This window comes from Streptomyces sp. NPDC020845 (genome assembly GCF_044334165.1).
GTDB lineage: Bacteria > Actinomycetota > Actinomycetes > Streptomycetales > Streptomycetaceae > Streptomyces.
This window is the reverse complement of record NZ_JBIRSJ010000003.1, coordinates 477,671-501,160: the sequence shown is the minus strand read 5'-3', so window position 1 is coordinate 501,160 and position 23,490 is coordinate 477,671. Positions and strand designations below refer to the sequence as shown.

18 protein-coding genes are annotated in these 23,490 nt (G+C 71.9%); 11 read left to right on the top strand and 7 right to left on the bottom strand.

Annotated features, from left to right (window positions below; genetic code table 11):
- Positions 1–45: 45 nt before the first annotated feature.
- A complete protein-coding gene (locus tag ACH4U7_RS09380) occupies positions 46–948 on the top strand; it encodes a LysR family transcriptional regulator (protein ID WP_398527360.1) in 903 nt (300 codons plus the stop codon).
- A 46-nt stretch (positions 949–994) separates the two neighbouring features.
- Here ACH4U7_RS09380 and ACH4U7_RS09375 read toward each other — a convergent pair whose 3' ends face one another.
- Positions 995–1,762 carry an HpcH/HpaI aldolase/citrate lyase family protein gene (locus ACH4U7_RS09375; RefSeq protein ID WP_398527359.1) on the bottom strand — a complete coding sequence of 256 codons (768 nt, stop codon included), beginning with the start codon at positions 1,760–1,762 and terminating at the stop codon, positions 995–997.
- Positions 1,763–1,948: 186 nt separating this feature from the next.
- On the opposite strand from ACH4U7_RS09375, the gene ACH4U7_RS09370 reads away from it, so the two are divergent.
- Entirely contained in the window at positions 1,949–2,779 is an 831-nt protein-coding gene (locus ACH4U7_RS09370) for a DeoR/GlpR family DNA-binding transcription regulator (RefSeq protein WP_398527358.1), read from the top strand.
- Here the strand turns inward: ACH4U7_RS09370 and ACH4U7_RS09365 are convergent.
- The 3 genes from ACH4U7_RS09365 to ACH4U7_RS09355 are packed head-to-tail and all read right to left on the bottom strand — an operon-like array spanning position 2,769 to position 10,768.
- Positions 2,769–5,369, bottom strand: coding sequence for a family 78 glycoside hydrolase catalytic domain (locus ACH4U7_RS09365; RefSeq protein WP_398527357.1), 2,601 nt, complete (start codon positions 5,367–5,369; stop codon positions 2,769–2,771). The two genes, ACH4U7_RS09370 and ACH4U7_RS09365, sit on opposite strands and share 11 nt — an antisense overlap.
- An 18-nt stretch (positions 5,370–5,387) precedes the next feature.
- Positions 5,388–9,446, bottom strand: coding sequence for a hypothetical protein (locus ACH4U7_RS09360; RefSeq protein WP_398527356.1), 4,059 nt, complete (start codon positions 9,444–9,446; stop codon positions 5,388–5,390).
- Positions 9,443–10,768: an MFS transporter gene (locus tag ACH4U7_RS09355; protein ID WP_398527355.1), complete on the bottom strand. Its 1,326-nt coding sequence runs from the start codon at positions 10,766–10,768 to the stop codon at positions 9,443–9,445. Before ACH4U7_RS09355 ends, ACH4U7_RS09360 begins: the two co-directional genes overlap by 4 nt.
- Positions 10,769–11,004: 236 nt before the next feature.
- Here ACH4U7_RS09355 and ACH4U7_RS09350 point away from each other — a divergent pair, with 236 nt between their 5' ends.
- Complete coding sequence (locus ACH4U7_RS09350; RefSeq protein WP_398527354.1) at positions 11,005–12,048, top strand: LacI family DNA-binding transcriptional regulator; 1,044 nt, start codon at positions 11,005–11,007, stop codon at positions 12,046–12,048.
- Positions 12,049–12,319: 271 nt separating this feature from the next.
- Here ACH4U7_RS09350 and ACH4U7_RS09345 read toward each other — a convergent pair whose 3' ends face one another.
- Positions 12,320–12,886, bottom strand: a complete 567-nt coding sequence (locus ACH4U7_RS09345; protein ID WP_385613090.1) for a snapalysin family zinc-dependent metalloprotease — start codon at positions 12,884–12,886, stop codon at positions 12,320–12,322.
- Positions 12,887–13,163: 277 nt separating this feature from the next.
- Between ACH4U7_RS09345 and recQ the strand changes: the two genes are divergently transcribed.
- Positions 13,164–15,002 (top strand): DNA helicase RecQ, encoded by a 1,839-nt coding sequence (gene recQ / locus ACH4U7_RS09340; protein WP_398527511.1) that lies wholly within the window; start codon positions 13,164–13,166, stop codon positions 15,000–15,002.
- A gap of 48 nt (positions 15,003–15,050) precedes the next feature.
- Here recQ and htpG read toward each other — a convergent pair whose 3' ends face one another.
- The gene (gene htpG, locus ACH4U7_RS09335; RefSeq protein ID WP_398527510.1) at positions 15,051–16,970 is read right to left on the bottom strand and encodes a molecular chaperone HtpG; all 1,920 of its coding nucleotides are present in this window, start codon (positions 16,968–16,970) and stop codon (positions 15,051–15,053) included.
- A gap of 170 nt (positions 16,971–17,140) precedes the next feature.
- On the opposite strand from htpG, the gene ACH4U7_RS09330 reads away from it, so the two are divergent.
- Together ACH4U7_RS09330 and ACH4U7_RS09325 are read left to right on the top strand one after the other, a co-directional pair.
- The gene (locus ACH4U7_RS09330) at positions 17,141–18,115 is read left to right on the top strand and encodes an Lrp/AsnC family transcriptional regulator (RefSeq protein ID WP_398527353.1); all 975 of its coding nucleotides are present in this window, start codon (positions 17,141–17,143) and stop codon (positions 18,113–18,115) included.
- A gap of 96 nt (positions 18,116–18,211) precedes the next feature.
- Entirely contained in the window at positions 18,212–19,180 is a 969-nt protein-coding gene (locus ACH4U7_RS09325) for an acetylxylan esterase (RefSeq protein WP_398527352.1), read from the top strand.
- A 231-nt stretch (positions 19,181–19,411) separates the two neighbouring features.
- Here ACH4U7_RS09325 and ACH4U7_RS09320 read toward each other — a convergent pair whose 3' ends face one another.
- Complete coding sequence (locus tag ACH4U7_RS09320; protein ID WP_089510190.1) at positions 19,412–20,155, bottom strand: SDR family NAD(P)-dependent oxidoreductase; 744 nt, start codon at positions 20,153–20,155, stop codon at positions 19,412–19,414.
- Positions 20,156–20,511: 356 nt separating this feature from the next.
- On the opposite strand from ACH4U7_RS09320, the gene ACH4U7_RS09315 reads away from it, so the two are divergent.
- The 5 genes from ACH4U7_RS09315 (at position 20,512) to ACH4U7_RS09295 (ending at position 23,413) form a co-directional block, all read left to right on the top strand.
- Entirely contained in the window at positions 20,512–20,988 is a 477-nt protein-coding gene (locus ACH4U7_RS09315) for an SPW repeat protein (RefSeq protein WP_398527351.1), read from the top strand.
- 27 nt (positions 20,989–21,015) lie between these two features.
- Entirely contained in the window at positions 21,016–21,171 is a 156-nt protein-coding gene (locus ACH4U7_RS09310; protein WP_014174767.1) for a hypothetical protein, read from the top strand.
- Positions 21,172–21,244: 73 nt separating this feature from the next.
- Positions 21,245–22,069, top strand: coding sequence for an LLM class F420-dependent oxidoreductase (locus tag ACH4U7_RS09305; RefSeq protein WP_398527350.1), 825 nt, complete (start codon positions 21,245–21,247; stop codon positions 22,067–22,069).
- Positions 22,070–22,087: 18 nt separating this feature from the next.
- Entirely contained in the window at positions 22,088–22,528 is a 441-nt protein-coding gene (locus ACH4U7_RS09300; protein WP_398527349.1) for a TIGR03668 family PPOX class F420-dependent oxidoreductase, read from the top strand.
- Positions 22,529–22,639: 111 nt separating this feature from the next.
- Positions 22,640–23,413, top strand: a complete 774-nt coding sequence (locus ACH4U7_RS09295) for an HdeD family acid-resistance protein (protein WP_398527348.1) — start codon at positions 22,640–22,642, stop codon at positions 23,411–23,413.
- Positions 23,414–23,490: the final 77 nt, after the last annotated feature.

Sequence of the window (23,490 nt, the reverse complement as noted above, 5' to 3'; positions counted from 1 at the left end):
ATACGTCTAATACGAGCACAGGCATGAGCTGATATCTCTAGGCGTATGGAGCGCCCCGAACTCCCCCTGCCCCAGCTGCACGCCTTCGCCGTACTCGCCGAGGAACTTCACTTCGGCCGCGCGGCCACCCGCCTGGGCATCGCCCAGCCACCGCTGAGCCAGCAGATCCGCCGCCTGGAGGACAAGGTGGGCCATGCGCTGTTCAGCCGCGAGCCGGGACGTGTGGCCCTCACCCCGGCGGGCCGCGAACTGCTGCCCGCCGCCCGGCGGGCCCTCGGCGACCTCGCCGAGGGCCTGGCCGCGGCCCGCGCCGTCGGCAGCGGCCGGGCCGGCTGTCTGCGGATCGGCTTCGCCGCCTCCCTCGCCCTGACCGTCCTGCCCGGTCTGCTGCGCACCTTCCGGCAGCGGTTTCCCGAAGTGCGGCTGAGCATCCACGAGATGACCACCGCGCCGCAGATCGCCGCCCTGCGCGACAAGGCCATCGATATCGGCCTGCTCCGCGAGCCCCCCACCGACGAGCCGGACCTCGGCTTCGAGACCGTACTCAGCGAGCCCTTCGTGGCCGTACTGCCGTCCGCCCACCCCCTGGCCGCCGGGCGGACCGTGGAGACAGCGCAGTTGGCAGACTCTCCCTTCGTGCTGCTGCCCCGCGAGGTCGGCCCCGGGCTGTACGACCGGATCACCGGCCTGTGCGCGGCGGCGGGCTTCACCCCCCGAGTGGCCCAGCACGCGGTGGAGTGGCAGACGGTGTGCGCCCTCGTGGAAACCGGCCTGGGTGTCTCCCTCGCCCCGGCGAGCATCCGGCGCATCCGCCTCAGGGGTGTCGCCTTCCGCGGGCTCAGGCCCGCCACCGCCCGTACCCGGGTCGCCGTCGCCTGGCGCAGAAACGACCCGAACCCCCTGGTCGGGCAGTTGCTCACGACGCTCGGCGAAGATGAGCGCCAGTAGCGCGGCCCCGCCCCTGCGCGGGCGCGGGGGCGGGGTGCGGCGGCGGTCAGTCGCGGGCGTCGCGCAGGTGGCCGGCCGCGGCCTGCTCCAGGTGGACCAGGTCGCTGCTGACCGTGGCGAAGGTGAAGCCCTGGGCGAGCCGCTTGGCGGCCGTGGCGCCGTTCGGGCAGTGGATCCCGGCCGCGATGCCCGCCGACTTCGCGGCCTCGGCCACCTTCGCGAGCGCCGCCTCGAACTCCTCGCTGACCGAGGTGTCGGTGGAGGTGCGCCCGCCGAGGGCGATGGTCAGGTCGGAGGGGCCGATGTAGACGCCGTCGAGCCCCTGGGTCGCGCAGATCTCCGCGGTGTTACCGAGCGCCTGCGCGGTCTCGATCATCACGATGCAGGCGACCTGCTCGTTCGCCTCGGCCGGGGTCGGGCCCACCCGTAGCCCCGAGCGCATCGGGCCGTAGCTGCGGACGCCGTGCGGCGGGTAGCGGCAGGCGCTGACGGCGGCGGCCGCCTCCTCGGCGGTGTTGACCAGGGGGACGATCACCCCGCGTGCACCGGCGTCGAGGGCCTGGCCGATCCAGAAGCCGTCGTTGGCCGGGACCCGGACCATCCCGGCGCTGACGCCGCGCGCGTCGATGGCGGTCATCGCGCCGAGGGTGCCCTTGTAGTCGAGGAGGCCGTGCTGGGCGTCCACGCAGACGTAGTCGTAGCCGAGCCCGGCCAGGCGTTCGGTGCCGACCGGGTTGTCGAGGACGACCCAGTAACCGAGGATCCGCTGGCGTGCGCGCAGGCGGGCCGCGAAGTCGGCGGGGGAATTGGTCATGCTCTCAGCTTCTCTCATCAGCTCCCCACCTCATGCATGTTGCGAGCGAAACGCTCGCATGACTGCACGCACCACGCAAGACTCCGGACAATCACGCAGGAGAAATGGCGCGTAATGCGCAGACTGATAAGGTAGCCCGCCAATCGCGGCCAGTCGCGGCGGCCGGTCGCGGAGAGGATGACACGCATGAGTCCGGCAAGTTCGCGCACATCACGCACGACGGCCGCGCCGACCGGGGCGGAGGATCCCAGAAGGCTGCGGGCCCCGGACCGCCGTGCGCTGATCGCCCGCATGATCCAGACCGACGGGACCGTCGTCGTCGAGGAACTGGCCCGCTCCCTGGACGTCACCCCGTCCACGATCCGCCGGGACCTGGCCCTGCTCACCGAGCAGGGCACCATCGCCCGCACCTACGGCGGCGCGATGAGCGCGGGCCATACGGCCGAGCCGACGCTCGGCCAGCGCAGCGGCCTGGCCGTGGCCGAGAAGGACCGCATCGGGCGCTGGGCAGCCGCCCGGATCGCCCAGGGCGACACCGTCATCCTGGACGCCGGCACCACCACCGGACGGCTCGCCCACCATCTGCGCGGCCGGACCGAACTCACCGTCATCACCAGCGGACTGACCGCCCTGCGGGAGCTGGCCGAGGCCGACGGCATCGAGCTGATCACGCTCGCCGGGACGCTGCGCCACGTCAGCCAGGGCTTCGTCGGCCCGCTCGCCGAGCTGACCCTGACCCGGCTCACCGCGGACAAGGTGTTCCTGGGCGCCGACGGCCTCGACGCGAAGCTCGGCATCTGCGAGGCCAGCCTGCAGCAGACCGCGCTCAAGGAGCTGATGGCCCGGCGCGGCGGACAGCTGTACATACTGGCCGACAGCAGCAAACTCGGTCAGTCGCCCTTCACCGCCTGGGCCCCGCTGACCGGACCCTGGACGCTGGTCACCGACGACGGCGCCACCGATGACCAGCTCGCGCCCTTCCGGGCCCTGCCCGAGGTGGACGTCGTCACCGTCTGAAGGTGTGCCGCCCCGAGCCCACCTCGAACGGTTCTGCGTCGCCCGGCAGCTGGACCTCGGCCCGGGTGTTCGGCGGCACCAGCACCTCGACGACCAGCCGATGACCGCTGTCGCCCTCGCCACGCTCGTAACGCCAGCCCGCCTCGGCCCGCCCGTACGGGGTCAGATGGGCTGCCTTGGCGTGGTCGAGCCCGCCGCCGGGGACGGGCGCGATACGCAGCCGCCGCCAGCCGGGGGCGGCCGGGGCCAGCCCGGCGACGGTGCGGTGGAGCCAGTCGGCGACGGCGCCGAGCGCGTAGTGGTTGAAGGAGGTCATCTCGCCGGGGTTGATGGCGCCGTCGGGCAGCATGGAGTCCCAGCGCTCCCAGACGGTGGTCGCGCCCATGGTGACCGGGTACAGCCAGGACGGGCAGCCCCGCTCCAGCAGCATCCGGTAGGCGAGCTCCGGCTCACCGGCCGCGCACAGCGCATCGCAGATCAGCGGGGTGCCCGTGAACCCCGTGGCGATCCGGAAGTCCGCGTCCCGCACGATCGTGGCCAGCCGCGCCCCGGCCCCCGCCCGCTGGCGCTCGGTCGGCAGCAGTGCGAAGCACAGCGCCAGCGCGTACGCGGTCTGGGCGTCGGAGGACAGCCGTCCGGCCGGGGTCACGAACTCCTCCTGGAAGGCCGACCGCGCCTCCTTCGCCAGCTCGTCGTAACGGACCGCGTCGTCCGCCTCGCCCAGCAGCCGGGCGGTCTCGGCCAGCACCTCGGCCGAGCGCACCAGATAGGCGCCCGCCACCAGATCGCCGTCCGTACGGACGGCTTCCGGGCGGTCCGGCGGGGCCGTCGGGTCGAGCCAGTCGCCCAGGTGGTGGTGGTCGCGCCACAACCCACCGCCCTCGCTCGCGTACCGGGCGGCGGTCTCCACCCAGGCGCGCATACCTGGGTACTGGTCGCGCAGCAGCCCCAGATCGCCGAAGCGCTGGTGCAGCACCCACGGCAGCAGCACCGCGACATCCGCCCAGACGGCCTGCGCCCTGGGGAAGCCGTCGAACTCCGGCGGTATGACGTCGGGCACCACCAGCGGCGGCACCTGCTCGGGGTGGGCCAGCTGCTCGGCGGACAGGTCGCGCAGCCAGCCGGCGAGCATGCCGGAGCAGTCGTAGAGGAAGGTGGCGGTCGGCGCGAACACCTGGATGTCGCCGGTCCAGCCCAGGCGTTCATCGCGCTGCGGGCAGTCGGTGGGGATGTCCAGGAAGTTGCCGCGCATGCTCCATACGACGTTCTCGTGCAGCCGCTCCACCAGCGACTCGGAGCAGGAGAACCAGCCGGTGCGCGCCATGTCGGTGTGCACCACCACGGCCCGCACATCCGCCGGGTCCAGCGAGCCCGGCCAGCCGGTGACCTCGGCGTAGCGGAAGCCGTGGAAGGTGAACCGCGGCTCGTAGGTCTCGGTGCCCTCGCCGCGCAGGGTGTAGACGTCGGTGGCCTCGGCCTCGCGCAGCGGCCGCACCCCCAGCTCGCCGCCTTCCAGCACCTCGGCGTGGCGCAGGGTGACGGTGTGCCCGGCCGGGCCGCTGACCGTGATGCGCAGCCGCCCGACCAGGTTCTGGCCGAAGTCCAGGACGGTACGGCCCGACGGAGTGGTGATCACCTCGGTCGGCGCCAGGGTCTGGACGCGGCGGACCGGCGGGCCGGTCGGCGCCACCAGCTCCCCGGCCGGCGGGTCGGTCTGCTCGACCGGGCTCCAGCCGGTGGTGTCATGGCCGGGGCGGGACCAGCCGTCGCGCTCCAGGCGGGCGTCGTACACCTCGCCGTCGTAGATCTCCGAGCGCAGCACGGGTCCGGTGGCGGCCCGCCAGTCGGGGTCGGTGGCCACGGTCTCCCGCGTCCCGTCGGCGTAAGCGATCTCCAACTGGGCCAGTAGCGAGGTTTGTTCGCCCCAGATTGCGCGCCGCCCGCCGTTGAAGCCGATGCGGCCCGCATACCAGCCCTCCCCCACCAGCGCGCCGACGGCGTTCGCGCCCTCGCGCAGCAGATCGGTCACGTCGAAGGTCTGGTACCGCAGCCGGTGGGCGTACGAGGTCCAGCCCGGCGCCAGTACGTGATCCCCGATCCGTACGCCGTTGAGCTCGGCCTCGTACACACCGCAGGCGGTGATGTACAGCCGCGCGGCCGCCACCGGCCCGCGGACGGTGAACTCGCGGCGCAGCAGGGCGGCGGGCCGCGGGCCGTCCGCCTGGGACCGGCCGGGGGTGATGGGGCGGGCCGTCCAGTCCTCGGGCTGCAGCAGCCCCGTCTCGGCGTGGGCGGGTTCGGACCACGCGGAGGGCTCGTCGCTGCCGGTGCCCCAGACCCGGACCCGTACGGCCACCCGCTGCCGGGAGCGCAACGCCGGGCCGGGCCAGGGGACGAGCACGGACTCCGCGGACTCCACCCGCCCGGGCGCGGCGAGTTCGGTGCCGTCCTCGGCGCACACCCGCACCTCGTACGCGGTCTGCTGCCAGCCCTCGGCGTCGGTGGCGGTGCGCCAGCTCAGCCGGGGTTCGGGCTCGCCGATGCCGAGCGGTTCCCGATGGTGTTCGAAGACCGGTGTGGTGACCTGCAACGCTGGTTCACTTCCTTTTCAGTCGGACTGGACGAGTCGGACCGGACCGAACAGGCCCGCGCGTATCTGGCCCGCCGCGACCGCGCGGGTCGGCGAGGCGTCGTCGAGATACCCGGCGAGCGTGCCGCTCACGACGATCTCGATGTCGTTGTCGCCCGCCCTCAGGGCGTCGGTGACCTCGACCGCCCATGGCCCCCACACCCGGCGGCCGACCGGGGCGCCATTGACACGGATCTCGGCGGTGCCGCGGACCTCCCCGAGGTCGAGGAGGGTGCGCCCGGCCGGTGCGGCGGGCAGTTGGGCGGTGGTGCGGTAGCGGACCCGCCCGCCCAGGGCGCGCAGGCCGAGCTCTTCCCAGGCCGCGAGCTCCACCTCGGCCTCGGCGACCTCGGCCTCGATCGCCGCGTCGAGCAGGGCGCCGCCCCGGCGGCCGTCCACCGCGACCACCTTGAGCAGCACCGGGGTGGCGGCGGCCAGCGGGGCGGGCAGCCGCACCCACCCGTCGCCGTCCGTCGCGTACTCCCGGCCCTCGACCAGGACCGTGACGCTCAGCGGGGTGGGCACGCGCAGCGCCGTCGTGCCGAGCGGGGCCGGGAAGCGCAGCCACTCCACGCGCTCGGGCCCGGGTGCCAGGTCCGGTACGAGCGGCAGGGCCACGCCGCCGGGGGCGGCGGCCGGCTCCAGCCAGTGGGCGCCGGGCAGCGGATGGGGGCGGGCCCAGGAGCAGATCCACCGCGGATCGCGGCCGCCGCTGGCGATCCGCAGCCGCAGCGGCACGGGTGCGCCGTCGTGGCTCGCCCGCCACCCGCCGCCGCCACTGCCACCGCCACTGCCACTGATCCAGCCGAGGCCGCCGCGCGCCACCGGGGCCGAGTCGAGGGCCGCCCCGGTCGGAATGGTGCCCGCGTCGGTGACCCGCAGCGTGAGGGTGTTCTCGCCGACGCACAGCAACTCGCCGAGGTCGTACGCGTGGACGCGGATGTCGCGGTGTCCCGGATACGGGGCGAAGTCGCCCTGGCGGCCCACCTCGACGCCGTTGACCAGCACGGCACACGCGCCGTCGGCGGCCACTTGGACGACCGGGTCGTCCGGGATCCGGTCCAAGCGGGCCCGCAGCGTCAGCTCGTGGGTGCGGCCGGGCACCGAACCGTCCCCGGCCTCCATCCACTCGGGGCGGCGGTACGCGTCCGGGTCGCCGACCACCGCGAACGACGCGCGCACCGGCCCGTCCTCGACGGCCGTCAGCTCGATCTCCAGGGCGACGGTACGGCCGCGGGCGGACGGCGGCAGCGGGCTGAGGGTGCGGTACCCCTCCCCCTCCACGGGCAGCTCCGCCCCGTCGAGCAGCACCCGGCGAACCGCGCCCGCGCCCACCGCGAGGTGCAGCCCGCCGAGACCGTCGAGCCCGTCGAGTCCGGCGTGCCCGTCGAGTCCGGCGTGCCCGTCGCGGTCGGGGATCGTCAGATGCGTACGGACCGCGACACGCCCGCCCGCCGGGACGGCGCGCCAGTCCAGGAACTCCTCGGGGACGTATCCCTTGGGGCCCAGCCGTTCGTCGTGCAGCGGGTCGTCGGGGATGCCGCGGGACAGCGACCACACCGCGGGCCGCCACTCGTCCGATCCCACCCCCCTGACCAGGGCGAACGGGCCGAAGCCGGCCGTGACGGGCGACCAGCCCCGCTCGTCCTTGTGCTCCAGCCTCCACACCTCGATGGGCAGCATCCCCGTGCGGTTCGCGGCCGCCAGGTCCCCGTCGCTGTTGTCCAGGGTGGAGGTGGCGAGCCCGCGCCAGGGGCCGGGCAGCGGGATGGTGCCGGTGGCCGGGCCGAGGGGGGCGCGGGTCGGCTCGGGCAGCTCTTCGGCGAGCACCACCAGCGCCACCGCCCCGTCCTCGAACGGCACCTCGAGGAGCCAGGCCCCGTCCGGCGCCCGGGTCACGGCGAGTTCGGTGCGGTGGCCGGTGCCCGGGTCCCAGCGCTGGGCGCGCGGCCGGTCCGGGCCTTCCAGGCGCACCCGGGCCGTACGGCCGTCGGCGGGCACGAAGTCATAGCCCTCGGTGCGCAGTTGCTCCCAGTACCGCTCCCAGGAGAAGCCGTCCGTGGGCCAGTCGCCCATGGGGAAGGCGACGATCGGCGCCTTGGTGCCGCTGCGGTCGTCGTGCGCGACCAGGGCCAGGACCAGGGCGTCGCCGTGGCGGCGGAGCAGATACGGCGCGTCGGCGCTGACCCGGACCGGGCCCCGGGCCACCGCGGCGGGCACCTGCTCGGCGCTCTCGACGACCGTGATGTGGCCCCGCGCGACGGCGTCGGCGAACAGCCCCGCGGCCTCCGCACCATCGCTGTCGGGGCCGCCGGGGAACAGCTCGGGTGCCCGGGCCACGCACACCACCCGGCCGCCCGCCGCCGCGAAGCGGACCAGCGTACGGGCCGCCGCGGCGTGCAGGGCCGACGGCCCGGGCAGCACCACGGTGCGGTACCGCTCCTGGCCGATGACCAGGGCGGGGCCCGCCTCATCGGCGGTCACCTCGCCTCCGGCGAGCGTGTTCTCGTCGAAGGTGTCGTGGTCGAGGCCCGCGCGCTCCAGCACCCCACGGCGCTCGGCGAACCAGCAGTTGACGCCGTTCAGCTCGTGATAGAGCCGCCCCGCCTCGGTCGCCGGGGCCAGCGGACCGTCCAGGGTGAGATACGCCTGGGCGGTCGTGGTCGGCGAGAGCAGGACCGTGTCGCACACATGGGTGCCCTCGGTCAGCACGGAGCACAGCCTCGCCACCGCGGTGGCGAACACGTGGTACGAGGACCAGTACGGCTGGCGCCAGCAGGTGGACGGCGGCGCCCACTCCCACCAGCCGCCGACGGTGCTGTAGTAGACGGCGTGCGGGTCGTACAGGGTGGCGCCGCGGCGCAGGAAGGGCGCGAGCCAGTCGTACGTCTCCTCCAGCGTGCCGCCCCAGCCGGAGGAGTGGAACGCCTCGATCCAGGTGCGCCGATGGCCGAAGGCGTGCGCCATCGAGCTGTGCGCCTTGGCGTCGCCCCAGTGGTCGCTGCCCGGCGCCCCGTATCCGGCGTGGGTGCCCTGGTAGTCGCCGTACACCCGGACACCGCCCACCGGGTCCCCCTCGCGGGCCGGTGAGGGCTGGTCGAAACCGCAGACCAGGCCGTGCCGGGCGAAGAACGCCTCCTGCGGGTCGAAGAAGGCCCGGCGGCCCAGCCGGGCGCGGTGTTCCTGGTAGTCGCGGCGCACCCGCGCGGCGTGCGGGTCCTCGCCCTCCCACAGCGCCCACAGCTCGGGCACCAGGTCGTAGCCGTACACCTCGGCGAAGCTCGCGGCGAAGTCGCGGCCCCAGGTGGGCATGGCGGGCAGCTCGTCCTGGAAGAAGCCGCCGATGGCGCGGCCGAACCACTTTCCGACGTGCCGCTCCAGGGTGCCGTGCACCCGGTCGAGCAGCGCCGCGCAGGCGGCCTCGCCGAAGTAGTCGAAGCCGCTGACCCCGCTGTGCACCAGGGTGATCTCGGCGGGGCCGCCGCTCCAGCGGGCCGCGCCGCCGCGCACCGGCACCGCGACCCGCCCGGCCGCGGCGCCGCCGTCCCCGCCGCCGGCCCCGGCGGGGACGGCGACGGGGACGGCGTACGCGGCGAGCGCGGTGTGGCCGGTCGGCGGGCGCAGCACGGTCTCGCCGCCCTCCGCGGATGCGCTCGTACGGTAGAGGGCGAGCCCGGCGAACTCGGGGTTACGGGCGGTCAGCTGACCCTGGAAGTTGGCGCCGGAGAACCCGATCTGGTCGTACATCCACAGGCTGAACCCCAGCTCGTCGGCGTCCGCGCAGGCCCCGTCGAGCAGCCGCAGCCACTCCTCGCTCAGATACGGCGGGTCGTCCGCCAGCGAGCCGAAGGTCGGGCCGGTCGGCGCGAGGCACATCACCACGGCCTGCCGGATGCCCTGGGAGGTCAGCTCCGCCATCTGCCGGCGCAGCCGCTCCCGGGTCACCTTCGCACCGCTCCACCACCAGATCGGCAGCGGCCCGTATTCGGGTGCGGGGTCGGTGAACCGGGAGAGCAGTTCGTCCGCGTCCGGCGTCACGCGGCCGCCCGGCGCTCGGCCTCGATGCGGTCCAGGGACTTCCCGGCCGTGTCCGGCATGAAGAAGTAGCCGATGCCGCCGCTGATGACGAGGAACGCGGTCAGCAGGGCCGCGATGGTGGAGATGCCCGAGTCGGCGAGGTGGGGCACGAAGTAGCTCCAGATGCCCAGGCAGGTGCGCGCCGTGCCGAAGGTGAAGCCCTGGGCGGTGCCGCGCAGCATGGTCGGGAAGAGCTCCTGGCTGAACGTCTTGTAGACCGCCTCACCGGCCAGCGCGGCCCCCACGCCGAACAGGAAGGTGTTGAGGAGGATCGTCGGGACGGTGAAGGGGAACCACAGGAAGAGCGCGTAGGCGGCGATCTGCATCACCGCGCCCACGGCCCACAGCATCCGGCGGGTGCGGTGGTCGCGGTCGGTCAGCGGCATGAACACCAGGACGGTCGCGGCGATGCCGACGCCGAACCCGGCGCAGGACAGCGCCACGCTCGTCCCCTGGCCCCCCGCGCCCAGGTTCTTGACCATGTACGGGGTGAACAGGCCCGCGGTGCCCGCGGCCAGGTTCCAGAAGAGGTAGAAGCTTCCGGTCCACAGCAGCGCCTTCAGATGCGCCCCGCGGAACAGCTCCCGCACCCCGGCCGCCGCGGCGGCCGTCCCCTTGGCCGCCTTGTCCGCCTTGTCCGCGGCGGCCTTCCACACCGCCGACTCGGTCATCCCTCTGCGCAGCGCCCAGGTGATCAGCGCGACCACGAACAGATGGAGGAAGACGATGCGGATGCCCAGCAGATCCAGCGAGGAGAGCGCGAGCGCGAGCAGGAGCACGATCATCGGCCCGACGTTCCAGGCGACCTGGGTGAACCCGAGCAGCTTGCCCCGGGCCCTGGCCGGCGAGAACTCCCCCACCAGGGCCAGCGAGGTCGGCACGTCGGCGCCCACCGCCACGCCCACCACGAAGGTGCCGATGAACAGCATCGCCGGGTTGACGGCGAACGCGATGCACAGGATCGCGGCCGCGTAGACCAGCAGATCCCACTGGTAGATCCGCTTACGGCCGAGCTTGTCGCCGAGCCGGCCACCGATGAAGGCCCCGACGGCCGCGCCGATGGCGTTGGGCCCGATGGCCGCGAGCGCGCCGACGCCGGTGAGGCCGGAGTCGCTGAGGCCGAGTTCGTCCTGGAAGAGCGCCAGGCCCGCGCCCAGCGCCACGATCGACCCCGCGTCCAGATACGAGGCCATGCCGGCCAGGACCGACCACTTCCACTGCTGACGGCTGACGGTGCCCTCGGCCTCGGCCGAGGTGGCTTGGGTGGATTGATCCATGGTCATCCGGTGGCTCCCGTCTTCTTTGACATGCTCCGGAGTCCCGACTCGGAGAATACGTGTGTAGAACGTTCTCCGAATTGAAACGACTCAAAGGTGAGGTGCGGAGAGTGCGGGGGTCAAGTCACGGGCAGGTAACGATGTGAAAAGCACTACGGGCGGCCATCGGCGGCGCGCCCTCTTCGACGGCGTACAGTGGCGTTCTGTAGACCGTTTCACAGGACACCGGAGGGATAGACCCCATGGCGCCCACGAGCGGCAAGCGCCGCGTGACGATCACGGATGTCGCGCTGCACGCCGGGGTCTCGACATCAGCCGTGTCCAAGGTGCTGCGCAACGCCTACGGGGTGAGCCCCGAGATGCGCGAACGGGTGCGCGCGGCCATGGCCGAGCTCGACTACCGCCCGCATGCGGCCGCCCGCGGGATGCGCGGCCGTACGTACACGATCGGCGTACTGCTGGACAACATCCGCAACGCCTTCTTCGCCGACATCCTCGAGGGCGTCAACACCGAGCTGCGGGGCGGCGACTACCAGGTGCTGATCGGCGCGGCCGGCTTCGGTGAGGAGGACCAGACCAGGCTGGCCCGGGCCCTGGTGGACCGCCAGATGGACGGGCTGATCCTCATCGGCCCCGGCTTTCCGCGCACCGAGGTGCTGCGCACGGCGGCCACCGTGCCCACGGTGGTGATCGGCCACCACGACGTGGCGGAGGAACACGACTCGGTCGTCGACGCCGACGCCCTCGGCGCGGGCCTGGTGATCGACCACCTGGTCCGGCTCGGCCACCGCCGGATCGCCCTGACCTCCACCCCCGGCAACCGGGGCAGCGGCTGGTCGGGCACGCCCGAGCGGGTCCAGCGCCGCGGCTATCACGAGGCGATGCGGCGGCACGGGCTCCAGGACCTGGCGCGGGTCGCGATGACCGCGTTCTCCGAGGAGGGCGGCTACCGGGCCGGGATGGAGCTGCTGGCCTCGGCGGACCGGCCGACCGCGGTCTTCGGAGGGGCGGACGTGGCCGCCATGGGCGTCTTCCGCGCCGCGCGCGAACTGGGGCTGCGGATCCCCGAGGACTTCTCGCTGGTCGGCTACAACAACACCGCCGTCGCCGCGCTCGCCCCGGTCCGGCTCACCAGCGTCGACCAGGCGGGCGGCCTGATGGGCACGACGGCGGCCCGGCTGCTGCTGGAGCGCATCGAGGGCCGTACGCGGTCCGTGCTGATGACGGTGTCCCCGACCCTGGTCGTCCGCGGGACGACGGGGCCCCCGCCGGACACCGAGGGCTAGTGCCGCGTCAGTCAAGGTTTGCCCGATAGCGAGGCGTCCTGGTGCGTGCGATCGCAAGGCGGCCGGAAGGTTCGGATGGGGTATCCCCTGCTCGAGCGAAGCCGAGAGCTTGGGGAAGGGCCTACTCGGGTTTTCGGCCAACGCAGCGAGCGTGCGTGCCAGGGCGGCGAGCGGGGCAAACCTTGGCTGATGCGGCACTAGGTACCGCTCCCCCGGACCGGTGGGCACAAAGCTGCGGGCCGGGAGGGGTGCTCCCGGCCCGCGTGGTGGGTCAGTCCACGAACAGCAGGTCGCGCGTGGCCGCCGAGGAGGCGAGCGCGCCGGCGAAGTTGTCCTCGACCTCCGCCTTTTCGGCCGCGTTCGGGTTGGGGTTGGTGCACGAGGTACCGGCCGTGGAGCCGGACATCAGGCTCGAGCAGGGGCCGGGCTTCATGTCCGGCAGGCCCAGGATGTGGCCGAGCTCGTGGGACGAGATCCGCACGGTGTTGTAGCCCTCGTCGACGGCCTGCCGACCGAAGTAGATCGTGCCGCTGCCCAGGCTGGTCGTGGCGGTACGCGGCCAGCCGTTGTCCGCGATGATGCGGATGTTGGCCCGCTGCCCCGAGGCGACCGGCTTGAGCTCCACGTTCGCCACGCTGTCGTTCCAGATCGCGGCGCCCTTGGTGACGGCGTCCTTGAACTCCGCGGCCTGGGACGAGTCGTACGTCAGCACCCTCGCGGCAATGACCTGCTGCTGCGCCGCCCCGGACGCGGGCGCCGCCACCGCTTGGCCGCCCGCCAGGGCGAGCACCGCCACCGCGACGGCGGGTAATGCGCGCAGAGCCTTGCTTGATCTCACGATCGGCCTCCTCGTGGGGTAAGGACGGTATCGATACGCGGCTACGCCGCGCGGTCATTGACGCGGGCATGACTAGTCCGTCTGCCTCACGGCCACACTGCCCACTCACAGCCATCCCCAACCGGCGCGCACCGGCGGTCGTCACGCGGCCCGATCCACCCTTTCGGCCGACTAGACTCGCCGGGTGCCTCTCCCCGAAAACGATCCCCTCACGAACGGTGCCATCAGCGACTCGCCCCCCAGCAGCCTGGACACCAGAGATCCGGACTCGGGCGATATGAGCGACGCGCTGCGTGTGCTGCGCCGGGTCTTCGGCTATGACGCGTTCCGGGGCGATCAGCAAGAGATCATCGACCATGTCGTGGCCGGGGGCGACGCCCTGGTTCTGATGCCGACCGGCGGCGGCAAGTCGCTGTGCTACCAGATCCCCGCGCTCGTCCGCCGCGGCGTCGGCGTCGTCGTCTCACCGCTCATCGCGCTGATGCAGGACCAGGTCGACGCGTTGCGGGCGCTCGGCGTACGGGCGGGTTTCCTCAACTCCACCCAGGACCTGGACGAGCGGCGGCTGGTCGAGGCGGAATTCCTGGCGGGCGAGCTCGACCTGCTGTACCTCGCGCCGGAGCGGCTGCGGGTGGAGTCGACGCTCTCGCTGCTGGGCCGGGGCTCGATCTCGCTGTTCGCCATCGACGAGGCGCACTGTGTGGCCCAGTGGGGGCACGACTTCCGCCCCGACTATCTGGCGCTGTCCGAGCTGCACGAGCGCTGGCCCGATGTGCCGCGCATCGCGCTGACCGCGACCGCCACCGAGGCCACCCACTCCGAGATCGCCTCCCGGCTCAAGCTGCAGGACGCCCGCCACTTCGTGGCGAGCTTCGACCGGCCGAACATCCAGTACCGCATCGCGCCCAAGAACGACCCCAAGCGACAGCTGCTCGAGCTGCTGCGCACCGAGCACCAGGGGGACGCGGGCATCGTCTACTGCCTGTCGCGTGCCTCGGTCGAGAAGACCGCCGAGTTCCTGGTGAAGAACGGGATCGAGGCGCTGCCGTACCACGCGGGCCTTGACGCCCGGACCCGGGCCGAGAACCAGGCGCGGTTCCTCCGGGAGGACGGGCTGGTCGTGGTCGCCACGATCGCGTTCGGCATGGGCATCGACAAGCCCGACGTACGGTTCGTCGCCCATCTCGATCTGCCCAAGTCGGTCGAGGGCTACTACCAGGAGACGGGCCGGGCCGGGCGGGACGGGCTGCCCTCCACCGCCTGGCTGGCGTACGGCCTCCAGGACGTCGTCCAGCAGCGCAAGATGATCGACGGCTCGGAGGGCGACGCGGCCCACCGCCGCCGCCTCGGCAGCCACCTCGATGCGATGCTGGCGCTGTGCGAGACGGTCGAGTGCCGCCGGGTGGGGCTGCTGGCCTACTTCGGTCAGCAGAGCACCGCATGCGGCAACTGCGATACGTGTCTGACGCCCGCGGAGTCCTGGGACGGCACCGTCCCCGCGCAGAAGCTGCTGTCGACCGTCGTACGGCTCAAGCGGGAGCGGAACCAGAAGTTCGGCGCCGGTCAGGTGATCGACATCCTGCTCGGCAAGAAAACCGCGAAGGTGATCCAGTTCGACCATGACGCGCTGTCCGTGTTCGGGATCGGCACGGAGCTGCGCGAGGCCGAATGGCGGGGCGTGGTGCGCCAGTTGCTCGCCCAGGGGCTGATCGCCGTGGAGGGCGACTACGGCACGCTGGTGCTCGCCGAGAGCAGCGGGGAGGTGCTGGGCGGGCAGCGCCAGGTGATGCTGCGGCGCGAGCCGGAGCGGGCGCCACGGGCCGCGAAGTCCTCGTCGTCGTCCACCAAGTCCGGCCGCGCCGCCGCCCCGGTGGACCTGCCGCCGGAGGCGGTGCCGCTGTTCGAGCGGCTGCGCGCGTGGCGCGGGGCCACCGCCAAGGAGCAGGGCGTCCCGGCGTATGTGATCTTCCACGACGCCACACTGCGCCAGATCGCGACGCTGTCGCCCGGCACCCTGGCGGAGCTCGGCGCGGTCAGCGGCGTCGGCGAGAACAAGCTGGCCAAGTACGGCGAGCAAATCTTGAACGCCGTAGCGGTCGCGGCCGCGGAGGAGTGATGCGTACGGGGGGAGGTCCGGCCGACCTCCCCCCGTACGGTGTCCGCGCTACAGCGTGCGCTGCAGCCGGTCGGACATCAGCTTGATGAAGCGTGCCGGGTCGCCGAGTTCGCCGCCCTCGGCGAGCAGCGCCATACCGTGGATGAGCTCGGCCATCTCCGCCAGCCCGTCCGCGCTCCCGTCCGCGCCGTGGGCCTCGCGCAGGCCGGTCACCAGCGGGTGGGTGGGGTTGAGCTCGAGGATGCGCTTGATCTGGGGCATGTCCTGGCCCATGGCTCGGAACATGTTCTCCAGCGCCGGGGTGACGTCGTGGGTGTCACCCACGATGCACGCGGGCGAGGTGGTGAGGCGGGAGGACAGCCGCACCTCCTTCACCTGCTCGCTCAGGGTCGTCGTCATCCAGGACAGCAGCTCGGCGAAGTCCTTCTGCCGCTGCTCGCGCTCGGCCTCGCCCTCCTTCTTCTCCTCTTCGGTGTCGAGGTCGACCTGGCCCTTGGCGATCGACTGGAACTGCTTGCCGTCGAACTCCGGCACCGACCCGACCCACATCTCGTCGATCGGATCGGTGAGCAGCAGCACCTCGTAGCCCTTGGCCCGGAAGGCCTCCATATGGGGCGAGCTCTCGATGATCGAGCGCGACTCGCCCGTCACGTAGTAGATGTGCTGCTGCCCGTCCTTCATACGGTCCAGGTACTGCCGCAGGGTGGTGGGCTGTTCCGCGTCATGGGTCGAGGCGAACGAGGAGATCTCCAGGATCGCGTCGCGGTTCTCGAAGTCGTCGAGCAGGCCCTCCTTGACGGCGCGGCCGAACTCCCGCCAGAACGTCGCGTAGCCCTCGGCGTTGGCGGACATCATGTCCTTGACCGTCGACAGCACCTTCTTGACCAGGCGCCGGCGCATCAGCTGGATCTGGCGGTCCTGCTGAAGGGTCTCGCGGGACACGTTCAGCGACAGGTCCTGCGCGTCGACGACACCCTTGACGAAGCGCAGATACTCCGGCATGAGCTCTTCGCAGTCGTCCATGATGAACACGCGCTTGACGTAGAGCTGCACACCGCGCTTGCGCTCCCGCATGAACAGGTCCAGCGGGGCCTGGGACGGGATGAACAGCAGCGCCTGGTACTCGAAGGTCCCCTCCGCCTGCATGCGGATGGTCTCGAGCGGGTTGGTCCAGTCGTGGCTGATGTGCTTGTAGAACTCGTGGTACTCGTCGTCGGTGACCTCGTCCCGGGAGCGCGCCCACAGCGCCTTCATCGAGTTGAGCGTCTCGACCTCGGGCTCGGGCGGAGTCTCGGCCTCGGCCTCGCCTTCCCCGTCCCCGTCCTTCTCCGCATCCGTGGCCGTGGCCGTGTTCGTCGACTCGGCGGTCATGCGGATGGGCCAGGTGATGAAGTCGGAGTATCGCTTGACGATCTCCTTGAGCTTATGCGGGGAGGCGTAGTCGTAGAGGTGGTCCTCGGTGTCCTCCGGCTTCAGCCGCAGAGTGACGGAGGTGCCCTGGGGCGCCTCGTCGACCGCCTCGATGGTGTACGTGCCCTCGCCCGTGGACTCCCAGCGGGTGCCCTGGCTCTCGGTCGCGTGCCGGGTCACCAGCGTGACCTGGTCGGCCACCATGAAGCCGGAGTAGAAGCCGACGCCGAACTGCCCGATGAGGTCCTGCGAGGCCGCGGCGTCCTTCGACTCCTCCTTCGAGTCCTTCAGCTCGCGAAGGAACTCGGCGGTGCCGGACTTGGCTATGGTGCCGATGAGTTGCACCACATCGTCGTGCGACATGCCGATGCCGTTGTCGCGCACGGTCAGCGTGCGGCGCTCCTGGTCCACTTCGAGCTCGATGTGGAGATCGGACGTGTCCGCGTGCAGGTCGGTGCCACGGAGCGATTCCAGCCGCAGTTTGTCCAAGGCGTCGGACGCGTTGGAGATGAGCTCCCGCAGGAAGACGTCCTTGTTGGAGTAGATGGAGTGGATCATCAACTGCAGGAGCTGGCGCGCCTCGACCTGAAACTCGAACGTTTCGGCCTTCGTGTTCACATGCTTCCTTTCACGAGCGAGCACTTGTAGCGAGTACCTGACGTCAGCTTAGAGGCGAAGGCCCCCCTCAGAGGGCTCGAATGGGGTGCAAACTGGCATGCTGACGGCCGATGAACACGGATACCGTCACCCTCGACGACATCGACCGGGGCCTGGTCCACGCCCTCCAGATCGACGGCCGGGCGCCGCTGCGCACGCTCGGCGAAGCCCTCGGCGTCTCCGAGAACACCGTCGCCCGCCGCTACCGTCGGCTGCGCTCCGCCGGGGTGCTGCGCGTGGTGGGCGCCCTCAACGGCGGCCGGCTCGGCTACAACGCCTGGACCATCCGTCTGCAGTGCACCCCGGACGCGGCGGGCGCCATCGCCCGGGCGCTGGCCGCCCGCCCCGACACCTCGTATGTCCATCTGCTCTCGGGCGGCACCGAGATCTCGTGCAGCGCCCAGACCCGCTCAAGCGACGAGAGCGACGCGCTGCTGCTGCACCGGCTCCCCCGTACCGGCCGGATCACCGCCATCTCCGCCCATCTGCTGCTCGGCCACTCCGCCCTGCCCGACAGCTGGGCGGGGCCCGCCCGGCTGACCCCGGAGCAGACCGCGCTGCTCAGCCCACCACCGCTCGATGACGCCGACGGCGCGGTCACCCTGGACGACGGGGATCAACCGCTGTTCGATGTGCTGTCCCGGGACGGCCGGGCGAGCTATGCCGAACTGGCGTCCGCCACCGGCTGGTCCGACTCCACGGTCCGCCGCCGGCTGACCGCGCTGCGCCGCGCCGGGGTGCTCGCCTTCCTGGTCGACATACCGCCCGCCGTGCTCGGCTTCCGCGCCGAGGCGCGGCTGTGGATGTCGGTGCGCCCGTCGCGGCTGGCCGAGGTGGCGTCGGCGCTGGCCGAACACCCCGAGGTGTCGCTGGTGGCCATGACCACCGGCCCGACCAATCTCCTCGGCGCCGTCAGCTGCCGGGACGCCCGGCATCTCGCGCGCTATCTCACCGAGCGGATCGCCTCGCTGGACGCGATCCGCTCCCTGGAGACGGCCCCGGTCATCCGCACCGTCAAGCGCGCCGGGGCGTTGCTGCCCATCTGACCGGGCCGTACGGCCCTGCGCCGCGCTCCCCGCCCCCTTGTCAGGGCTGTCGCGCGATGGTTTCCTTCGCAGCGGCATGAAGGGAGCTGCCTGCCCATGGCCCTGTTCGACCTTCCGCTCGACCAGTTGCGCGACTACCGGCCGCGCGTCCCCGAGCCCGAGGACTTCGACCGGTTCTGGGAGAAGACTCTCGCCGAGGCCCGTGAGCACGATCTGAACGCCACCTTCGAGCCCGTCGCCACGGCGCTCACCGGTGTGGCGGTGTACGACGTCACCTTCGCGGGGTTCGGCGGCCACCCGGTCAAGGGCTGGTTTCTGCATCCGGCCGGGGCCCGGGAGCCGCTGCCGGTCGTGGTCGAGTACATCGGCTACGGCGGCGGACGCGGGCTCGCGCACACCCATCTGCTGTGGCCGGCCGCGGGCTTCGCCCACCTGGTGATGGACACCCGCGGCCAGGGCAGCGGCTGGGCCAGCGGCGACACCCCGGATCCAGTCGGCTCCGGGCCCGCGTTCCCGGGGTTCATGACCCGGGGGATCGAGAACCCCGAGGACTACTACTACCGGCGGGTCTTCACCGACGCCGTACGTGCGGTGGAGGCGGCCCGGTCCCATCCGCTGGCCGACCCGGCCCGTACCGCGGTCACCGGCTCCAGCCAGGGCGGGGGCATCACGCTCGCCGTGGGCGGTCTGGTGCCCGACCTGGTCGCGATCGCCCCCGATGTGCCCTTCCTGTGCCACTTCCGGCGGGCGGCGACGCTGACCGACCGCGATCCGTACCGCGAGATCGGCAACTACCTCAAGACCCACCGCGGCCGGGACGAGCGGATCTTCCGTACGCTCTCGTACTTCGACGGGGTCCACTTCGCCGCCCGGGGACGGGCGCCGGCGCTCTTCTCGACCGCGCTGGAGGACCAGACCTGCCCTCCGTCCACCGTGTTCGCCGCGTACAACGCCTACGCGGTCGAGGACAAGCACATCGAGGTGTACTCGTTCAACGACCATGAGGGCGGCGGACCCGTCCATCAGGAGGTCCAGCTGGACTGGCTGCCCCCAAGGCTGCGGTAGCCCCCCAGCGACCGAACCCTCACAGCCCCCACAGCCCCCAAGGACGGACGGCCGTGTCCGGAGATGGTTGAGAGCCTTCGGGGAGGCTCCCTCCGGACCGGCCGTCCGTCCTTCTTCCCCCCTTGCGGGGATAAATCCTGGCTGGTGGCCGAGGGCGAGGGCAGGGCCGACCGGCCCTTGATCCAGGGCCGGTCGGCCCTGGACGGGCAAGGCCAGGCCGCCGGACGGGGCCTAGCGGCCGAACTGGGCGCCGCCGTTGATGTGCAGCACCTGACCGGTGACATAGGCGGCCTCCGGGGAGGCCAGATAGCGGATGGCGGCCGCGATCTCGGCGGGGTATCCGGGCTGCCCGGTGAGCGTCTGCCCGATCTGCTGCGCGATGAACTCGGGAGTTCCCCGCTCGCCGAAGAACTCGGTGTCCTGGACATAGCCGGGGGCCACCGCGTTGGCAGTGATGCCCTCCGCACCCAGGCGTTTGGCCAGGTCGTAGGTGTAGACGTGGAGATGCGCCTTGGTGCCGCCGTACGAACCGGGGCCGCGCAGCGCCGCCACGGAGGACAGATGCACGATCCGGCCGCCGGGCCGGGTGAGATGCGGCAGCAGGGCCTCGGTCAGCAGCACCGCGGTCAGTACGTTGGCCGAGAAGTTCCGCTGGAACTGGTCGGCTATCCCTTCGAGGGTGCCGTCGTTGCCTGGCGCGACATTGCCGCCCGCGTTGGTGACCACGACGTCGACCGGGCCGTCGGCGGCGATGAACTCGGCGGCGCTCCGGGTCTGCCCGGGGTCGCTGAGGTCGGCGCTGGTCCAGGTGACCAGGTCGGCTCCGTGTGCGGCGTTGACCTTGTCCGCGGCCGCGCGGAGCACCTCGGCGCGGCGCCCGACGATGACCACCCGGTCCCCGTCCGCGGCGAAGGATTCGGCGGTCGCCAGCCCGATGCCCGTGCCGCCGCCCGACACCACGATCCGTCGTCCCATTCCGGCCTCCCCGTACACCTTGTTGAATCCCGGTCATATTCGTGAACAGACGCTAGGGAGTAAGCCCTTTCCTGTCAATGGCCGCAAGGGTGCGGCCGCGACCCGCCCTTCGGCCGTATCCGCGTTTGGCCGCCCGGCCGCGGGGATGACCCAGGACTTGGCTCGTACCTCGCCCCGGAGGGTGCTCAACAGCGTGTTCCAGCGCGAGCCGGAGCCGGCAGCGGCGCCCGGCGAGCCCGGCCACCAGCGGCCGAAAGCTGTGCACACGGGGCCGCGAAGTTTCTGGCGACCCGAGCGTTACGAGGCGACATATCGGGCACCCGGTGTTCGGAGCGAATTGACCGCAGGAGGCGATCATGACGGAACCGACCCATGCGACCATGGAGTCCCATCCGGACATCCTGGCGATGCGGGAACGCCACACCTGGGCCGAACAGGCCGCTACCACGCCCGTGGTCCAGGCAGTCGAAGCGATATCCCTGATCACCGGTCTGTACCTTGCCGCTTCCCCCTGGATCGTGGGTTTCAACGGCATGACGACGCTGGCCGTGACCAACCTGATCACCGGAGTCGCTTACGCGGTGCTCATGGGCGGCTTCGGCCATGCCTATGAACGCACCCATGGCATGGCCTGGGCCGCCGCGCTGCTGGGCGTCTGGGCAATCGTCGCGCCGTGGGTGGTGTCGGGCAGCGTGGCCACCATGCGCACCATCATCAGCAACGTCATCGTCGGCGCTGTCGCCCTGGTGCTCGCACTGTTCGCCAGCTCGAAGGCGAGGGCGAAGGCGTCCACCCCGGGCCGCGGGGGCTCATCCGCTCGCGCGGGGCGCTGACGGCCCGGGACAGAACGGAGGCGTGCGATGACCGAGCCCTACCGTTCCACCCCGTCCCAGGCGGAAGGCGAGCGCGAGAACGACACACCCGGGCGCACGGTTCACCCCGATGTGCCGGTGTCGACCCCCTCCCAGGCAGAAGGGGAGCGCGAGGAGGAAGAGAAGAACGAGCGGAAGAAGTAAATAACCAGGCCACGAGGGCTCGGGCCGGGCCGGTGACGGCGGTCACCGGCCCTCCTGGAAAGAAGGAGCCGCCGTGAAGATCGGTGTATCGACCTTCGTCACCGACCAGGGAATCGGGCCCGCCCCGCTGGGGCGAGCCCTCGACGAGCGGGGCTTCGACTCGCTCTTCATCGCCGAGCACACGCATATCCCGGCGAGCCGCCGTACGCCCTACCCGGGCGGCGGGGAGCTGCCGGAGATCTACTACCGCACGCTCGACCCGTTCATCGTGCTGACCACGATCGCCGCGGTCACCGAGCGGCTGCTGCTGGGGACGGGCATCGCCCTGGTGGCACAGCGCGACCCGATCATCATGGCGAAGGAAGTGGCGTCGCTCGACCTCGTCTCCGGCGGGCGCGTCATCGTCGGGATCGGCGCCGGATGGAACCGCGAGGAGATGGAGAACCACGGTACGGACCCGACCACCCGAGGCCGGCTGGTCAACGAGCGGCTACAGGCGATGCGTGAGCTGTGGACCCAGGAGAAGGCCGAATTCCACGGGGAATTCGTCAACTTCGACCCGGTGTACCTGTGGCCCAAACCGGTGCAGCGCCCGTATCCGCCGATCTACGTGGGCGGCGTCGAGGCCGCCTTCAAGCGGATCGCCGCCCTCGGCGACGCCTGGCTCGCCAACGCCTCGTCGCCTGAGCAGCTGGCCCCGCTGATCGAGCGGCTGCGGAGTGTGGCCGGCCGGGACGTGCCGGTGACGGTGTACGCGGTGCCACCCACACCGGAGGCGGTCGAGGGATACGGGCGGCTGGGCGTGGAGCGGGTCCTGTTCTATCTGCCGACCGTGCCGGAGAGCGAAACACTCGGCCAACTCGACACGATGGCCCAGGTCGCCGCCCGGTTCCGGTGAGCCGCCGGGAGCCACGCGGTGCCCACGACGACAAGTGCCCGGGCGCGGGAGCGCTTCGCGCGGGCCAGGGTGGCCCGTCTGGCGACCGTCGACGCCGGGGGGCGGCCGCATCTGGTGCCGGTGGTGTTCGCGCTGACCGGTGACATGGTGGCGACGGCAGTCGATCACAAGCCGAAACGCTCACAGCGGCTCAGACGCCTGGACAACATCCGCGCCAACCCCGCCGTATGCCTCCTGGTGGACGGCTACGACGAGGACTGGGACGTCCTGTGGTGGGCGCGGGCCGACGGCACGGCCCGCGTCCTGCCGCCCGCCGACGAGTCGGCCGCCTCCGCCGCGTACGTACGGCTGCTGGTCGACAAGTACGCGGCGCAGTACGCGGACCGGCCGCCAACGGGGCCGGTAGTGGAGATCGCGGTCGACCGGTGGAGCGGCTGGCAGGCCACCGGTACCACCTGAGGCCATCCGGCCCGCCCGAGACCGCCCGCGCCGCCAGGCGAAAAGGCCCGTACGGGGAGAGGATGGTGGTGTCGGGTACGGCCTTCTGTTCCATCGAGGAGGTGGACAGCCATGAGTTTCTCCTCCGACGACGCACACGGCGCCGAGCAGCGGCGCGAGCAGCCCTACGGCGCCGAACAGCGAGGCGCAGAGCAGCGAGGCGCAGAGCAGCGAGGTACAGAGCCCTACGGCACGGCTCAGCGAGGCGAGCGGCCCCCGGAGTCCGAGAGCCCGTTCGCCGGTGCCCTGGGCGTGCTGTCCAATGCCACCTGGCAGGTCATGGTGACCACGGGCATCATCGCGGTCGCGCTGGGCGTCATGGTGCTGGCCTGGCCCGGGGCCACCCTGGCGGTGCTCGGCGCCCTCTTCGGCGCCTATCTGCTGATCACCGGGATCTTCCAGCTGGCGGGGGCCTTCGGCGCCCACGTACCAACGCATCTGCGCGTGCTGAGCTTCATCAGCGGCGCCCTCGCCGTGCTGCTCGGCCTGCTCTGCTTCCGGGGACCGGCACAGTCGATTCTGCTGCTGGCCCTGTGGATCGGGTTCGCCTGGCTGATTCGGGGCGTCATGGTGACCGCCGCGGCGATCTCCCACGAAGGGCTTCCGGCCCGCGGCTGGCAGATCTTCTTCGGTGTCATCAGCATGCTGGCCGGCATCATCCTGATCGTCGCGCCCTTCGGCTCCATCACGGCGCTCGCCGTGGTGGCCGGTATCTGGCTGCTGGCGCTGGGAGTGATCGAGGTGTTCCACGGTGTCCAGCTGCGGGTGCAGCTGGGCCACCACCCTCCGCGCGAGGCGGAACGCCGCCCGCACTTCCCGCGCTTCCGGCCGCATCCCCAGCCGTAGCCCCGGTCAGGGCCCTCCCCGCGCGGCTCCCCCGCTGTTAGCCTCTGCTGTGGCAACCGGTTGTCATGCGGTTACCC

What these genes read in the sequence shown, in the direction of transcription:
- ACH4U7_RS09315 (WP_398527351.1), top strand. Translation starts at nt 20,512, where the DNA reads ATGACGGAACCGACCCATGCGACCATGGAGTCCCATCCGGACATCCTG.
- ACH4U7_RS09355 (WP_398527355.1), bottom strand. Translation starts at nt 10,768, where the DNA reads ATGACCATGGATCAATCCACCCAAGCCACCTCGGCCGAGGCCGAGGGC.
- ACH4U7_RS09375 (WP_398527359.1), bottom strand. Translation starts at nt 1,762, where the DNA reads ATGACCAATTCCCCCGCCGACTTCGCGGCCCGCCTGCGCGCACGCCAG.
- recQ (WP_398527511.1), top strand. Translation starts at nt 13,164, where the DNA reads ATGAGCGACGCGCTGCGTGTGCTGCGCCGGGTCTTCGGCTATGACGCG.
- htpG (WP_398527510.1), bottom strand. Translation starts at nt 16,970, where the DNA reads ATGATCCACTCCATCTACTCCAACAAGGACGTCTTCCTGCGGGAGCTC.
- ACH4U7_RS09350 (WP_398527354.1), top strand. Translation starts at nt 11,005, where the DNA reads ATGGCGCCCACGAGCGGCAAGCGCCGCGTGACGATCACGGATGTCGCG.
- ACH4U7_RS09330 (WP_398527353.1), top strand. Translation starts at nt 17,141, where the DNA reads ATGAACACGGATACCGTCACCCTCGACGACATCGACCGGGGCCTGGTC.
- ACH4U7_RS09310 (WP_014174767.1), top strand. Translation starts at nt 21,016, where the DNA reads ATGACCGAGCCCTACCGTTCCACCCCGTCCCAGGCGGAAGGCGAGCGC.
- ACH4U7_RS09370 (WP_398527358.1), top strand. Translation starts at nt 1,949, where the DNA reads ATGAGTCCGGCAAGTTCGCGCACATCACGCACGACGGCCGCGCCGACC.
- ACH4U7_RS09380 (WP_398527360.1), top strand. Translation starts at nt 46, where the DNA reads ATGGAGCGCCCCGAACTCCCCCTGCCCCAGCTGCACGCCTTCGCCGTA.
- ACH4U7_RS09320 (WP_089510190.1), bottom strand. Translation starts at nt 20,155, where the DNA reads ATGGGACGACGGATCGTGGTGTCGGGCGGCGGCACGGGCATCGGGCTG.
- ACH4U7_RS09325 (WP_398527352.1), top strand. Translation starts at nt 18,212, where the DNA reads ATGGCCCTGTTCGACCTTCCGCTCGACCAGTTGCGCGACTACCGGCCG.
- ACH4U7_RS09295 (WP_398527348.1), top strand. Translation starts at nt 22,640, where the DNA reads ATGAGTTTCTCCTCCGACGACGCACACGGCGCCGAGCAGCGGCGCGAG.